The organism is Amycolatopsis sp. VC5-11, assembly GCF_037034185.1.
GTDB classification, from domain to species: domain Bacteria; phylum Actinomycetota; class Actinomycetes; order Mycobacteriales; family Pseudonocardiaceae; genus Amycolatopsis; species Amycolatopsis nivea.
Genome location: NZ_JBAGKF010000014.1, coordinates 42372 through 56413, shown reverse-complemented (window position 1 = coordinate 56413; position 14042 = coordinate 42372). Strand labels below are relative to the sequence as shown.

Below are 14042 nucleotides of genomic sequence, written 5' to 3'. Positions count from 1 at the left end.
CGGCGAGGTTGGCTTCGATCCGCGTGCGGTGCCCGCTCGGCGCGAAGTCGTCTTGGCTGCGGGGGCGGAAGCGGTCTAGCTCGCGGGTGTCTCCTCGATCTCGAAGACCATCTCCCGCAGGACCTCCTCGACGATGCGCTGCCGCGTCGCGGTGCGCGCTTGCAGGTTCGCCAGGAAGTCCGCCGACGTCCCCAGCCCGCTGCGCTGCTGCTCGGCGTTCGTCCGCCGGTCGATCTCCGCCGAGATTTCCATGCCCAGATCCGTGAAGTGCGCCTCGGGGTCCTCGATCTCCGCCAGTTCCCGCGGCCGGTACGTCTCCCAGTGCTGACTGGCCAGAATCCCGTAGAAGTTCATCGCTGTGTTCCTCGTTCTTCTCGGACGTTGCGGGCCGGTCGACAGGGTTCACCATGGCGCGCCCCGCCCCGTCGTGGCTTCCGGTGCGGCGAACGGGGACGGCGCACCGGCGCGGTCGGACTGCTGTGCTGTGGTCGTCACTGACTGCCCCCGGGTGTTTCCGTTGCGGCGGCGGGCGTTTGGCCCAGTTCCTCGCCGGTGTCGGTGTGTTTGCGGGGGCTGCAGGCGTAGAAGGGCCCGATCGGGCTGGTGAGGACGGACAGGTGGGGGTCGAGGTGGTCGCGCAGGAACACGCTGAGCCAGGTCGCGCTGTCGTCTTCGGACAGTTCGTGCCAGGCCAGGTACAGCGCCTGGAACCGGGTGACGGCGTCGCCGTGCGCTGTCCACCGGCGACACCAGCGCAGACCGCCGCCTTCTCCGGTGGTGGTGGTTTTGCGCACCAGCGGTGCGATGTGGACGGCGACCCAGGCCCAGAGCTGGTCGAGGTCCGGATCCGGTACGCCCCCGGCAGCGGCGGCCGGTTCGGGGCCGGGTCCGTCGCCGGGGAACGCGAACTGCCCAGGCGGGGCGGGATCGCCCGGGTCCTGTGCGCCCAGGCCGATGTCGCGTTGCGCCATGGCTGCGGCCATGGCTCCGGCGTGGGCGTTGGCGGCGGCGAGCTGGTCGAGGAGGTCTTCGAGGTCGTCGAGGCTGGCGGCGTGACGTTCGGTTTTGTCGCCGATGCGGCGCAGCTGGTCGACGAGTTCGAAGTGGTCGGCCTCCAGCGCCGCGACGCGGCGTTGGAGCGCTTCCTGTCCCGACGGCTCAGCCATGGCCTGTGGCCTGTCGTTCGGCCATGAGTGCGGCGGCGACCGGGTTGTCCGGACCGAGGTAGGCGATCGCGGCGGCCTGCACCTGCTCTGTGGCTTCGCGCGAATACCGGGCGATCAGGTCCTTCTGGTCGTCGCGTTCGGCGTACCAGGGGTGCAGGGTGACCCGAGCAGGGCGCCTACCGGAGGTGAACAGCAACGCCTCGGTGCGGGGCAGCGCGGCGATGTCCGCGGCGGTCAGGATCGGTTCCGTGCGCAGCGACCACGACGTCTGGCCCCCGCCCCCGGCTGACATATGCGTTCGCGAGGCCTCTTCCACCTTGTGGTCGCCCACCAGCCTCGAGAGATCCCCGCAGAAATCGGGATCCTGGACCCCGGCCCCGACCGTCTTGATCGTCGCGGCGCTCCATAAAGCGTCGAAACCTTCCCTGCCCCATACGGATCTTCCTTGTTCCCGGGACTGGAGGATCACCGTCACCATCAGCCCGACAGACCCGAACCAGGAGAACCACGACGGGAGTTCAGGCAGGCGCACGATGTTCGCCGCCTCGTCCAGTTGGAGGGTGATTACCGGGTCCAGGCGTCCGCCGCGCGCGCTCGCCGCCTGCACCGCGACGTTGATCAGCTCGCCGACGATCGCGGCGACGACGGGGCGGCCGCTGCCTTCTCCTTCGCGGGAGAGAAGGTAGACGGTCGGGTGCGCGTCTCCGGGTTTCGTGATCAGCGACCACAAATCCAGCCTCGGGAACGCGTCCGGGTCCTCCGGCGGGTCGTCCCATGTGGACGGTGGCGTGACCCATCGCAGCAGCGACTCGCTGTCCAGGCAGGCCAGCGCGGTCGATACCCCCTCGTAGATGCCGCCTTTGGTTTCCGAGGGCAGTTCGACCGTGCCGCGCAGGCTTTCCGCCTGCGCCCGGTATCCGGCGCGTTCCAAATACACGGCGGGTTCTTCCGACCGCGTCGCGACCCACAGCGCGACATCGCGCAGCGTGTGCCCCGAACACGCCGCCGCCAGCAGCAGCTGCCGCAGCGTTTTCGCCGACGCAGGCGTGAAGAACGGATCGGCGCGCTGGTCCGAACCGCCCCCGCCGACTTCCCGCATGAAATACGCGGCCACCCTCGCCGCGGACTCGACGTCGTGGATGCAGGCGAGCAGGTCCCACCAGAAACCCTGTTCCTGGTAGGTGATGCGCTGCGGGTCGAACAGCCACAGTCGCCCGACTTTCGCGCGCATGCCCGAGGTCAGGAGCCACACGTCGGGCTTGTTGCTGGTGAGCACGACGGTGCCGGTGGCCGAGGCGACGTCCGGGACGACCTTCGCGGAGGTTTTGTTACTACGCGGCCCACAGATGACCAGCTCGACGTCTTCGAAGGACTTGTACAACGTCGTTCCGGACACGTCGCCAAGCGCCACCCCGATCTCCCGCGCGGCAAGCCGTTTCGCCGGAGTGTCCGCAATGGACGGGCGCAGGCCCTGGGCACGCTTGGCCATTGCCGGTTTCTGCAGGTCGGCGAACGCGCGACCGGACACCATCTGCCGGTGCCCGCCGGCAGGACGGCGGTGCCGCACGATCAGGACTGTCGCGGCGGTCGCGAGGGCGGCCAGGATCGCGGTCATGGCGAGCGCGACGACGGCGAACCAGGCGCGGGAGCCGTCGCCGATGAGCGCGGCGATCCCGCCGCGCCGCAGCGCCATGGGGATGCTGCCGTAGCCGGGGACGGCGTGGCCGGGGGGCGCGACGATGGCGGCTGCCGACCAGAGGACGCCGTCGGCGAGGAAAGCCGCCGCGAATACTCCGGTGATGATCCATGGCAGCGCGGGCATTCCGCCTGGTTGCTGCCGTGCGTTGGGATTGCTCGACATCGGGGATCACCGGTCAGAGCGGCAATGCCCCGAGGCCGACGCGGCCGGCCTCGTAGTCCGCGCGCAGGAGAGCGGCGACGTCGTCGCCGTCGAAGTCGGGCAGCCGGTGCACGCTGCGGTTGAAGACGCGGTCCGCCGAGATCTCGACGGCACGGCATTCGACGCCGCCGAGGTTGACGGCTTGGTGGATCCACCCGCCGGGGATGAAGACGACGTCTTCGGGGCCGGTGACGGCCGCCGCGCTCCACCGGGTGCCGCCCGGCGGGGCGAGCAGCGTCGCGGCGAATCCGGCCAGGACGACGACAGTGCGGTCCTCGGCGTGGTGGTGCGGGACGGCCTGGGCGCCGGGCGGCATGCGCACCCGCCCGGCCGACAGCCCGCTCGCGTCGCACAGGCCGTCGCCGGCGACCGGGCGCAGCAGCTGGTCCTGCGGTCCGCGGTTCTCCGTGGTCGCCGCGCTGCCTGCGAGGTCTACTGTCCAGGCCGGTGGCGCGTCGTGCGCTGTATCGATAGTCACGTTTCCCCCAAAACGTTGTACGGACGCGACGGCCCGGTGTGGGTCGCCGGTTTTCTGTTGGCGCGGCGTCGAAACCGAGTCGACGGCGCGGTGCGGCGGCGCGCTCAGGCGGCCAGGCCAGTCGGCCCGCTGCGGCCCGAGCTGCGCGCCCGGAAGGCGGAATCCGTGTCGTACAGCCGGATTTCGCGCGGGACGAGCCGCATCCGCACCGGAAGCCCGGCGCGTTCGCCGACCTTGAGCAACAGCAGGCCGCGACCTGGATGCCGATGCCCGGGAACCCAGGTCCCGGCGCTCTGCCAGCTGGCGAGCATCTCCGCTTCCGGCCCGGAGAGCGTCGTGGCGAGCGACGGCAACTCCCCGGCGGGCAGCCCGCCGTAGACGTGGATCGCGCACCGGCTCGCGATGCCTTTGGCCTTCGCGCGGTCCTCCGCGGTGCGCACGGCGTGCAGGTCGTCCATGCTGTGCGCCAGGTACAGGCTGGCGACCCCTTTGTGCCTGTTGAGCCGGGTCAGCCGGTCAGTGCGTTCGACCAGGCCCGGCCCTGCCCGCAGGACCCGCCAAGCCTCGTCCTGCAGCCACAGCAGGTTCGACCCGGCACCGGCCTGTCTGGCCTCCACCATCGAGGCGCCCCAGGCCCAGCTGCACAGCATCGCCGCAGCCACGACCTCGTCGGTTTCCTCGTCCAGCGCGGAGATGTCCAGGCTGACCGCGGGGCACGCGGGGTCGACGCGGACGGTGCTGCGCCGGTCGAATATCCCCCGCAGCGGCCCGACGCAGAGCAAGTCGAGCGCGGCGACGACCTCGCGGGCCAGATCGAAATACCGCTCGCGGCTGCCGGACACGCGCGCCGCGCCGATCAGAGCGTCGGGCGCCTGGTCGAGCACGGCGAGCACGTCCGGGACAGTCGCCTGGCCGTCCTCGGTCGCGGCGACGGCGAGGTCGATGCCGCGCGAGAGCAGGTTTCGCTCGACAGCGGTGGGGGCCCGGCCTAATTCCAGTTGCAGCAGGCTTTCCAGCAACGCGGTCTGCCGTGCCCTGATCGACTCCCGCAGCGCGTCGCGCTGGCGTCCGCTCGGGACGGTCGCGAGGATCTGCCGCAGCGGGCCGGGGTCCAGCGGGTTGACACCGTCGTGGCCCCGGCCGATTTTGACGGCCGCGCCGCCCAGTTCCCCGACCAGTGCGCTGTATTCGCCCTTGATGTCGGCGGGAACGAAGCAGGTCCATCCCATCGCGACGAGCCCGAGCGAAAGCCGTTTGGCGAACGCGCTTTTGCCCGTCCCCGGCTGGCCCTGGCACCAGATACCGGTCGAGGCGATGATGCCTTCGGCGAGCCAGTCCCCGGGGTGCAGGCCGACCGGTTCGTGCGTGTGCAGGTTCCGGCCGATCGGGACGCCCCGCACCCGCGATCCCGCACCGCCCACGAACGGGAAAAGACCCGCGAGCTGGTTGGTCGTGCCCTGCCACACGGCGGTCGGCCCGACGTGGTGGTCCCGGCCGCCGCCGGGGACGGCTCGTCCCCGCGCCGGCGGCGGCCGGTGCCTCCTCATCTCCGCCAGCGGATCGGGACGTTGCGGCGCGGCCGAGGCCGCGGCGGCGGCCACCGACCGGGGCAGGTTCTCGACTGCCTCGCCGCGATCGCGGCCGCCGGCGCTGTCGTGTCCGCCCCGGATCAGGCGCAGAGCGCGCGTGATCACGGGCGTGTGTGTTCTGTCATCGCGTCGTTCCCCCCCCGAAACGAGTCGCTTCCCCCATTGAGACAGTCGGCGGTGCCGCGCGGTGTCCCGGGCGGCGGGCCGGGAAGGCTCAGTCGGCCCGCCGCCCGGTCAGGTCGCGGTCACCGCCGCTGCGGGCGCGGTCAGTGCACGTAGGACGACGGCGCGGCCGCCGCGTCGCGTGCGTTCCCGCCTGCCAGGAACCAGATGCGGGTGCCTGCCGGGGACACCGCGCCCTCGCGGGTGCGGCTCCCGGTCGCGCTCCAGATCCGCGTTCCGGCGGGCGCGACCGCGCCCTCGCGCGTGTCCGGCGCGGCCGCGGCGGGCAGCGGTTCGTGCCCTCCAGCCGCGACCGGGACGCTCAGGTCCCGGTCGGCGACGGCGACGCCCTGCTGCGCGGCCGGGGCGGCGGACGCCGCGCCGGTCGCCGTCGCCACGCCGGCGGCGAGGAAGCCGCCGATCACGAGCCCGCGGACGATGTGCTTGTTCATGTTCCCCCTTGTGTCGATGTTCGTTGGCCTGTCGGCCCGGTTGGCGTGCGCGGCTGTGCCTCCGCGCGTCATGCTGGGACGGGCAGTCGGGTCTCCTTTCCTCCTCGTTGGCAGTCGGTGGGGCGGGGCCCGCCGCACCGGGTCTGGGCGCGAGCCGCGGAATCCGCTCGCGCGCGCGTTCTCGTCCGCGGTGCGCGTGCGTCGCGCGAGCGGTCATCGCGCCCGCCGGCCGCGTTTGGCGAGTTCGGGCGGATAGACGCCGAGCCCGAGCGATGCCGCGAAGCCGACGTGCTGCCAACCCCAGCAGCGGCGCAGTTTCAGCTTCGCCATGCGCGCCCGGCTTTCGACGTCGGCGATCGCATCCGGGAGCATCGCCGGGTCCTCGACGGTCGTGGTGACATACAGCGTCCACAGCCCGACCCCGGCGCCGTGGGCCTCGTCCTCGGCCGCCTTCGCGGCGCGCTGTTCGTCGACGCGGTCGCGCGCTGTCTCGTCGACGCCCCGGCGCCGGCGCAGCATCCGGCGGAACGTGGAGCCTGACGCTTCCCGGTTGACCAGGTCCGCCGCGTTCTCGGCGGGCACCGGCTGGCAGCAGATCGCGACCCGCCGGTGGAAACGTCCCGGCGTGGTCAGCGGCGTGAGCACGGTCGAGGTCACCAACTGAGTGGGCAGTGCCGCCATCGCCCAGCTGACGCTCCATCCGGAGTCGTGCCACAGGTGGTCGTACAGGGCTTCGGCGCGCACCGGCCCGGCGTCGGCCCAGGCGAGCAAATGCCCTTCCTCCGACAGGCGCCCGACCTCGCCGCGCGCGGCCGGGTCGTAGGCGCTGCGCAACCAGTGCGTGACGTCCGCCGCCGTGGCGCGCCCGAGCAGCGCGACCCCGCACAGCGGCAGGTCTCCCTCCAGCCCCGACATCGCCCGCGACACCTCGGCGACCCGTTCGGCGTCGTCTTTCGGCGTCGGCTTCGCCCGCGCGGGCTGGAAGGTCAGCGACAGCCGCACGCTGATGTCGGCGGTGGACCCGCGGTGCGATTGGGCCAGCTCCGCCATCGTCTCCCGCGCGAGAGCGGGCGCGTTCGGGTCCATCCGAGCGTCGACGTAGTCGGCCAGCTCGGTGCCCGAGGAGGGCGCGGACTCCACGACGATTCCGGCCCACTCGACCGTCGGCTCCTCGCCCAGCCGCGCCAGCCAGGCGGCGTACGCGCCGATCCACAGGTCGGTCCGGTCCTGATCGGTCAGCACGGTCCCGACGGGCGCGAGGCGGATCGATCCGGTGAGGCGGTCGGTCTGGCGGTCCCACAGCAAGCCGTAGGGCTGGCCCAGCCCGTCGCGCGTGGACAGCGGAATGATCGGCGCGAGCACGCCCGGCAATTCGTTGGCCCTCGGGTGGCGGCTGAACACTCCGGCCTCCCACCGGGTCCAGCCGCGCCGCCGCGCGGTGAGGGTGCGCGCCCACATCACCGCCGCCCCGCCGAGGGAGGTCCCGTGACCGCGGTGCGGCACGAGCGTGAGGACCGCCGCGACCGCGGCGGCGGCGAGGACGAACGGCATGACGGTCAGCCGGAGCCGGGCAGTGGTCAGCACGATCCACACGAGAACGGGCGCGAACACCACCGCTCCCATGACCGCGGTCTGCGCTTCGGTGAGCCGCCCCACGCCGTAGCCCCGGCGCGGCCGCCAGCCTCCGTACATGCGGATTTTGCTCATCGGCCCGCTCCCGGCTCGTCCGCGCCCTCGACGAAGGTCTCGGCCGCCGCGCTCGCGGCGGCACTGGCGGCATCCGACGCCGTCCGGGCGCCGTCCGCGACCGCAGGCACGGCTCCGAGGGCCCCCGCGCCACTCGTTCCCGCTCCGCCGCCGGAACCGCCGGCTTCGCCCGCGGCCGACGCTCCGCCGCTCGCTGCGGCCGCGCCCACCGACGCCGCGGTGCCGACCGGAGAGCCGCTGGATGCGGATCCGTCGGTGCTCGGCGCGACCGGCGGCTTCCCGATTCCCTCGCCCTGCTGGCCGCCCCACGCCTGGCCTGCGCCGGCCCCGGGGTCGCCGGGCCCGCCCGGGCCGTCTCCGTGCGCGGCGATCTGCACCGGCGGCGCCCCGACGTCGTCCTGCGTCTGCGGACCCGAGCCCGGGCCGGTGCGGTCCATCAGCCGCATCAGGGTCGAGACTCCGCCGTTGCCGCCGAGCAACGACGCCATCGCGCCGAGCGCCATCGCGCCGCCGCCCCCGTTCCCGCCCATCGTGAACTTCTGCCCGCCCCAGTCGAAGAACCGGATCATCACGGGCATCGCGATGGTCGCCAGGAAGACGACGGTCACGCCGATCATCACCGACGCGAGATCCTTGGCTTTGCCGATCAGCAGAAAACCGATGGCGAACACGACCGCGCAGATCGGCTGGTAGAGAATCAAACTCAGGCACCAGGTCGTGACTTTCCGCAGCCACGGCTTCATCCCGTCGGTCAACTGTCCGGCGGCCGCTGTCGGCAGCACAGAGAGCAAGACCTCCAGCGCGCCCTGCCGGAAAAATCCCAGCACCCACTGCACCACTCCCAACAGCAGAAGCACGATCGACACGAAGAACGTCACGCCCGTGGTGGCCCCGACCTGCCCGAGCAGCGACGCACCGACGGTGTCCGCGAACTCTTTGATGCTTTTGTCCAGCACTTGGCTGGCCAATGCGACGCCGGCTTCGTTGAGAGCGATCGCGACCGTGGTGCTCATCGACGACCAGCCGACATAGGACAGCAATCCCAGCCCCGCGCTCACCAGAGGATCCGCCTTGCGCTGCCACATCACCCGGATGCCCTGCCAGATCAGGCTTCCCACCAGGATCGTGACGGTGACGCCGTGCAGCATTCCCCGCACGGAGTCGATCGCCGGGTCGGCCAGCATCGAGCTTCGGTCCGTCCGCAGCCAATAGGTCGCCGACCAGGCGAGCATCTTCGCCGCAGACGACGCGAACGCTTTGGTGAGATCGGCGAACCAGCCGCCCACGGCATCGCCGACGATCTCGCTCGGCGACTTGAGACGGGTGTCGGTGTCGTTGTGCCGCAACGGCGGATGGTCGTTGATCGCGCGGTCGCGCAGCTTGTCCACGCGCCGCACGTAGTCGTCGCTGAACGCGTTCCAGGCCGCGCACCGCTGCTTGTCCGCCGCATCCGCGTGGGCGCAGTCGACAAAGAACCCGGTGCACGGCGCGCGTTCGGCCCCGAAGTAGCGGTTGTACTGCTGCGCGGGGGGAGTGCTCGGGTCCAGCGCATCCGGACGGCAGCTGTACTTCGACTGGTGCCCGTCCTTGTCCGTGACGCCCCACGGGAAACTGAACGGCTTCATCAACGGGTCTTTGACCGTCCACCGGGTCAGCTCGTCGACGCAATATCCGCTCGGCATCCTCGCGAGCACCTCGTCGGCCGTCTGCTTGTAGCCGGCGACAATCGCGTCGGCCATCGCGCTGCTGCCCGGATCCCGCTGCGGGCCGAACAGTTTCGGCTGGAAGTAGGCCAGCAGCGCGGGCGTGTCGTTGATAGTCGAGCGCACCCACTCCGAGAAATCCCCGCCGCGTCCCACGCACGTCAGCGACGTCCTCCACGGCGCGCTCTCCCACGCGGGCGAACCGGCCACGTACTTCTGCAAGGCCGCGGGCAGGTTCGGCAGATCCGCAGTCTGCGCGCCGGCAGGCGGGGCGCCGATGAGTCCGATCAGGACGATCACCAGCAGCAGGCGCAGCACGGTCGCGGTCCGCAACGCTGCCGACCGTGCCGGTTCCCGGAGCCCGCGCATCTCACACGCTCCGCGTCCCGGCTCCGCGCCGGGACCGGCGCGTACGCACGACGAGGACGAGCGCCGCGACCGCGAGAAGCGCCGTAGCGGCGAGGAAAGCCACACCCGCTCCCGTGAGCGCGGTCTCGCGGGCCGCGTACTGCACCTGTGCCGGGTGTGCCGCGATCGCCGCGGTCCGCAGGCGGTCCATTTCGCGCACGTACGCGGCCGAGAAGTCGTTCCAGAGCGCACACCGCTGCGCGTCGCCGCCCGCGAGGTTCGGGCAGCGCACGAAGAAGCCCTCGCACATCGCCAGGTCGGCGCCAATGAGCAATTCGGCCCCGGCGTCGGCCGGATTCTCCGGCGCGCACGAGAACCGGGACCGCGCGCCGCCGTCGTCGGCACCGCGGCGCCACCGGATCCCGAACGGCTGCTGCGCGTCCCCGGCCGTCCCGGACCATCCGGCCAGATCCGCCGCGCAGTACCCCGGCGGAACCGCGGACGCGGCGACCGACCCGAGGCGCGCGTACCCCGCGAGAATGCTGTCGCGGCGCGCGCGACCCGGCTCCGGTTGCTCCGGGCCGAAAATGCCCGGCATGAAGCGTCGCGAAAGGACAGTCGTGTCAGAAACGAGCGACGAGACCCAACGGGACACGTCGCCCCCGCGCGCAGCGCAGGCGCCCTCGGCCGTCCACGATGCGCGCGCCCACTCCGCCGTGCCGGGCAGGTACTTGCGCAACGACGACGGCATTTCCGTTGCCGCCGCGGCATTCCCCGGCTGATCCGGAACACCGGGTGCCAGGCCCGAAACAGCCGCCGCGGCGAGGAGCAGCGTGACCGCCAGGCGGCGCAGGCGCGTCGCTGTCGCCGTAGGCTTCGCGCGGGGCGTCATTTTTCCCCGAGAAAGAACGTGACGAAGCTGCTCGCCCCGAGTACCAGCGCGAGGCCGGCGAGAATCCACGGGAGCGACATCGCGCCGTCGATCGCGAGATTGTTCCGGTTGCGGCGGCCGACCACCATCATCACCCCGGCCGCGATCAGCGCGCCGACCGCGCCGACGAGGCCGCCCCACATCATCAAACCCAAAATGAAATCCGTCGCTTTCCCGATCGCCCCGCCCGGATTCTGCGGCGTCGGAACCGGCACGACCGGCGTCGGCGGCTGCGCGAGCCACAGCTGCGCAGCAGAAATACAGATGCGAAAAGACACGATGCGAATTCCCCCGAAGTTCGCCAGAAAATGGGATCGGCCGGTTCACCGGCCGCGCTGAAGCGGCGGAGCGGCATGGCCGTTGTGCGGTGAAGCTGGTTGCCACGCCGCGGGTCCCGCACGTGCGCCCGCCGGAACCTGTTGCGGCGCCGAAGAAATGTTGCGGCGCACGGCGTCGGCCGGGCCTGCGGATCGATGGTTTGCCGCGGGCGGCCGCCACATGTCGGCCAGCGCTCGCCAGAATTCGTTGAGCACGCCCCTGAGGGCCTTGTCCTTGAGAACCGGGCGAATCGGGGCCTCGACCGCCTGCAGCCATTCGCGCCGATGCCCGACCTCGAAACCGCCCGAAAGATGCGGGAGCGCCTGGCGAAGAAATGCCCGCGAAGCAGCGACATCGCCCGGATCCCGATGCATCACCACCAGCAGCGGCCGCAGGGGCTGGCACTGTGCGAGCGCCGGACCGATCCGCGACGCCGCGCTCGCCGACGTGTCGGTCACCAGCACCTCGACCGGGCCGCCTCGATAGACGCCCAGGTCCGTCACGGTCGCCTGCACGTCCTCGAGAACACGCACCCACGTGGACGTGCCGACGCCGCCGGCGACTCCGGCCACCAACAGCGGCGTTCTCCCACCCGTCACCGTGCCCCCCGACACCTCGTGACGCCGGCGTGCGGCGTCGACCAGGTCGGTCCCGGGTGGGCCAGGACGACTGTTTGCTACCCCCAGAGAACTGCGGCCGGAACCCGGCCGGTCAGACGGTCACGCGCCGCTCGCGGCGCGGATGTGGAGCTGCGGAGCCCGGGCGAAACGGCCCACCGAGACGGTCAGCAGACCGCCCTCCCCCCTGCCGAAACGACCCGGGCCACGCAGCCCCCGACCGCGCGAACGCAGCTCCCCGGCGCGGAACCGACGCGGGTCGGCGCGTGAGAACAGCCCCCTGCGCATCTCACACACCCCCTCATCGCCAGTGACGCTCCGTGCTCGAACTGGAGTCGAACATCACGAACGCCATGCCGCGCCGCACACGTGCCGACCGAGTGATCCCCTCACCGCCAGTCACGTGGTTACACTGCGTTATCACGATCCCCCCTTATCAGGAGGCATGTCCCGGTCTACCGGTCGCTGAGCGTAAACGCCAGACAGTAACCAGAAGTCAGTTGATCTATCACTCTAATGGCCTAGTGATCTGAGTTGACCAACTACCTTCTGTTATCGTTTGTTCTACGTGTGTATGCGTGTTCTGTCCGCTCGAACGCTTCGGTGTCCGGGCCTGGTTTTCGGTACTAGGGTGCTCGGAGTTAGTTCTCGGAGCGTCGCGGTTCTCGCAGGTGCGTTGTGCCGTGAGAATGCCGCAAGGGCCTGGCCTTGAGCTTGGCACCGGTAGCCCGGTGCCTCCGGCGGATCGGTATGAGGTGGCCTTCGCCAATGAGCGATGAGTACCGGGCGCAGCCAGAAAGCCAGGACGAGGGCCGCGAGGCCGTAGACGGCTCCGGCGAGTACGAACTGCCAGGCCTGTGCCGGGAGACCGAGGGCGGTGGCGAGGTTGGGGCTCACGACGCCGCCGGGGGGTGGTGTCGACCCAGGACGGTGGAGATGACTTTGGTGCGGCGGGCGGGCACGACGAGGTCGGCGCAGGCGTAGCGGGCTTGCCGGCTGGTGGCGGTCCCGGCGCCGGAGACGAGCAGCCCAGCGAACAGCGTGATCGATACTGCAACGGCCCTGTCGATCTCACCCTTGACCTGCGCAGCAGGCATCCAGAGCGGCCGGACACCGCACACTTGAACCATGAACGAACACACATCCCCCGGCCTCGTCCTGCAACTCGACGCATCGGAGCCGAACTCGCCCTTGCTGACGCTGCGGGTCTCCCCAGGACACAGCGCCGAACTGAAGGAATGTCTCGTCGCCAAAGGTCTGCACGTCAGCGATGTCATCGAACTATCCGCTGGCACCTGGCTGGAAGTGCTCGCAGTCGCTCTCGGCGCCCGCGGGCCGCTGACGACTGCGATCCTGGCTTTCTTCGAACGAAACAAGCACAAGCAGATCAAGTTCGGGACCAACGGACGACTGGAGTCGGCGAATGGCTACACCGCCGCCGACGTCGAACGGATCCTCCGAGAAGTCGACGCCCAGCAGCAAGCGATGCAAGAGAGAGAAGCCGAAATCGACCGCGAGCTCGATCTCGGAATCGACGGCACACCATAAATCTGAGACCAGCAGCCCCAGACCACGTACACGCCCCGACACCGACCGCCACGAAATATCCGCAAGGTAGGTCCGGACAACACACTGCCCCACCGTCCGGGCCTACCTCACGGACTGCAGGTCAACCCGGGTACCTCCGACAACTCCAGCCGTCGCTGGCGCCGCCCCAATGGACGACGTCGAGTACGTCGGTGACGTGGAGACCGACGTCAACACCGAGCGACCGCGCTCCAGAAGGCATACCGGACGTCAGGCCAAACAAGCAGGAACGGTCCGCACTGGCCGACCGCTTCGAAGTACTTGGTTGCGGCCTGTTGAACGTCGCGCGCCGCCACGGAACTGCCACTGCGGCGGACGGAGCAGATTGGCATCGCCGATAAGCACAGGACGGGCACGTCGTCCGCTCGGGCAAGCGGGACCCTGGCGCACTGAGGGCAGCACGACCGTGGCGTCGCACGTGCACTTCGCACAAGCGGCCGGTCCTATTGATCTCCTCCAGGCATCCCGCTCCGCTGTGCACAGCTCCGCAGCGGACACATCCCGGCCGCGACTTGGACAACGGGTACGTCCGTCGCGACACGACGCTCTCTACAAACTCGGCGGTTGGCGAACCGCTCCGTAACGGGGGACCAGTGTTCGCGACATACTCCGCATGGACTTGTCAGACGACACCTCGCCGGAGCGCGACGAAACACTCTTGGCCGAAGCTAAAGACGTAATCGAACGATACAAGAACCTGCGAAACGAATTAACGGGATGGAATCTTAGTCTCGGGCCAATCCAGATTAGCCGCGCACTGGGAACGAACCACATCTTTATCATATTCGCGGCCTGGCACATTGTCGCACTCGGCGCAGGTATTGGCATCCTTCTCCTCTGGAGAAGCGGGACCGAGTTGGGCATCGCACTCACAGTAGGAGCCCTGTTTGGCATTGGAAGCTTCATATCTCAGGTTTGGTCGCAGGGAATGGACACGGAGCGCGAATTCCTTCATAAGACTGAGAACGTGGACGCGATGGAACGTCTTGCGATTGTCTCAAAGCAGATGCGCGACATCGAGAAGCGCCTGAACCGACAGTTTCCTGAGCGCCTAGAATAAGTGGCTGCGGACACGGAGAATCAG

The 14042-nt window shown here is 70.1% G+C and carries 14 protein-coding genes; 2 read left to right on the top strand and 12 right to left on the bottom strand.

Features of this window, described 5'->3' with window-relative positions; genetic code table 11:
• Positions 1 to 75: 75 nt before the first annotated feature.
• From WA670_RS32315 to WA670_RS32260, 12 genes are all read right to left on the bottom strand, one after another.
• Positions 76 to 354 (bottom strand): hypothetical protein, encoded by a 279-nt coding sequence (locus tag WA670_RS32315; protein ID WP_336159946.1) that lies wholly within the window; start codon positions 352 to 354, stop codon positions 76 to 78.
• Positions 355 to 491: 137 nt separating this feature from the next.
• A complete protein-coding gene (locus WA670_RS32310) occupies positions 492 to 1166 on the bottom strand; it encodes a DUF4913 domain-containing protein (RefSeq protein WP_336159944.1) in 675 nt (224 codons plus the stop codon).
• A complete protein-coding gene (locus WA670_RS32305) occupies positions 1159 to 3027 on the bottom strand; it encodes a type IV secretory system conjugative DNA transfer family protein (protein ID WP_336159942.1) in 1869 nt (622 codons plus the stop codon). The genes WA670_RS32310 and WA670_RS32305 overlap by 8 nt, the downstream gene beginning before the upstream one ends.
• Positions 3028 to 3040: 13 nt before the next feature.
• Positions 3041 to 3544 (bottom strand): hypothetical protein, encoded by a 504-nt coding sequence (locus WA670_RS32300; RefSeq protein ID WP_336159940.1) that lies wholly within the window; start codon positions 3542 to 3544, stop codon positions 3041 to 3043.
• Positions 3545 to 3648: 104 nt separating this feature from the next.
• Positions 3649 to 5238: a hypothetical protein gene (locus WA670_RS32295; protein WP_336159938.1), complete on the bottom strand. Its 1590-nt coding sequence runs from the start codon at positions 5236 to 5238 to the stop codon at positions 3649 to 3651.
• Between the two features lie 161 nt (positions 5239 to 5399).
• Positions 5400 to 5747: a hypothetical protein gene (locus tag WA670_RS32290; RefSeq protein ID WP_336159937.1), complete on the bottom strand. Its 348-nt coding sequence runs from the start codon at positions 5745 to 5747 to the stop codon at positions 5400 to 5402.
• Between the two features lie 213 nt (positions 5748 to 5960).
• The gene (locus WA670_RS32285; RefSeq protein ID WP_336159935.1) at positions 5961 to 7454 is read right to left on the bottom strand and encodes an SCO6880 family protein; all 1494 of its coding nucleotides are present in this window, start codon (positions 7452 to 7454) and stop codon (positions 5961 to 5963) included.
• The gene (locus WA670_RS32280; RefSeq protein WP_336159933.1) at positions 7451 to 9526 is read right to left on the bottom strand and encodes a hypothetical protein; all 2076 of its coding nucleotides are present in this window, start codon (positions 9524 to 9526) and stop codon (positions 7451 to 7453) included. Before WA670_RS32280 ends, WA670_RS32285 begins: the two co-directional genes overlap by 4 nt.
• A gap of 1 nt (position 9527) precedes the next feature.
• A complete protein-coding gene (locus WA670_RS32275) occupies positions 9528 to 10397 on the bottom strand; it encodes a hypothetical protein (RefSeq protein WP_336159931.1) in 870 nt (289 codons plus the stop codon).
• Positions 10394 to 10714: a hypothetical protein gene (locus WA670_RS32270; protein ID WP_336159930.1), complete on the bottom strand. Its 321-nt coding sequence runs from the start codon at positions 10712 to 10714 to the stop codon at positions 10394 to 10396. The genes WA670_RS32275 and WA670_RS32270 overlap by 4 nt, the downstream gene beginning before the upstream one ends.
• Positions 10715 to 10759: 45 nt before the next feature.
• On the bottom strand, positions 10760 to 11326 hold the full coding sequence (locus tag WA670_RS32265) for a hypothetical protein (protein ID WP_336159928.1): 567 nt from the start codon (positions 11324 to 11326) through the stop codon (positions 10760 to 10762).
• A 938-nt stretch (positions 11327 to 12264) separates the two neighbouring features.
• Entirely contained in the window at positions 12265 to 12468 is a 204-nt protein-coding gene (locus WA670_RS32260) for a hypothetical protein (protein WP_336159927.1), read from the bottom strand.
• Between the two features lie 31 nt (positions 12469 to 12499).
• Between WA670_RS32260 and WA670_RS32255 the strand changes: the two genes are divergently transcribed.
• Complete coding sequence (locus tag WA670_RS32255) at positions 12500 to 12919, top strand: hypothetical protein (protein WP_336159925.1); 420 nt, start codon at positions 12500 to 12502, stop codon at positions 12917 to 12919.
• Positions 12920 to 13571: 652 nt separating this feature from the next.
• Positions 13572 to 14018, top strand: coding sequence for a hypothetical protein (locus WA670_RS32250; RefSeq protein WP_336159923.1), 447 nt, complete (start codon positions 13572 to 13574; stop codon positions 14016 to 14018).
• Positions 14019 to 14042: the final 24 nt, after the last annotated feature.

Excerpts from the sequence above, each read along its gene's own strand:
- WA670_RS32315 (WP_336159946.1), bottom strand. The coding sequence starts at position 354 with ATGAACTTCTACGGGATTCTGGCCAGTCAGCACTGGGAGACGTACCGG.
- WA670_RS32310 (WP_336159944.1), bottom strand. The coding sequence starts at position 1,166 with ATGGCTGAGCCGTCGGGACAGGAAGCGCTCCAACGCCGCGTCGCGGCG.
- WA670_RS32305 (WP_336159942.1), bottom strand. The coding sequence starts at position 3,027 with ATGTCGAGCAATCCCAACGCACGGCAGCAACCAGGCGGAATGCCCGCG.
- WA670_RS32290 (WP_336159937.1), bottom strand. The coding sequence starts at position 5,747 with ATGAACAAGCACATCGTCCGCGGGCTCGTGATCGGCGGCTTCCTCGCC.
- WA670_RS32285 (WP_336159935.1), bottom strand. The coding sequence starts at position 7,454 with ATGAGCAAAATCCGCATGTACGGAGGCTGGCGGCCGCGCCGGGGCTAC.
- WA670_RS32280 (WP_336159933.1), bottom strand. The coding sequence starts at position 9,526 with ATGCGCGGGCTCCGGGAACCGGCACGGTCGGCAGCGTTGCGGACCGCG.
- WA670_RS32275 (WP_336159931.1), bottom strand. The coding sequence starts at position 10,397 with ATGACGCCCCGCGCGAAGCCTACGGCGACAGCGACGCGCCTGCGCCGC.
- WA670_RS32260 (WP_336159927.1), bottom strand. The coding sequence starts at position 12,468 with ATGCCTGCTGCGCAGGTCAAGGGTGAGATCGACAGGGCCGTTGCAGTA.
- WA670_RS32255 (WP_336159925.1), top strand. The coding sequence starts at position 12,500 with ATGAACGAACACACATCCCCCGGCCTCGTCCTGCAACTCGACGCATCG.
- WA670_RS32250 (WP_336159923.1), top strand. The coding sequence starts at position 13,572 with ATGGACTTGTCAGACGACACCTCGCCGGAGCGCGACGAAACACTCTTG.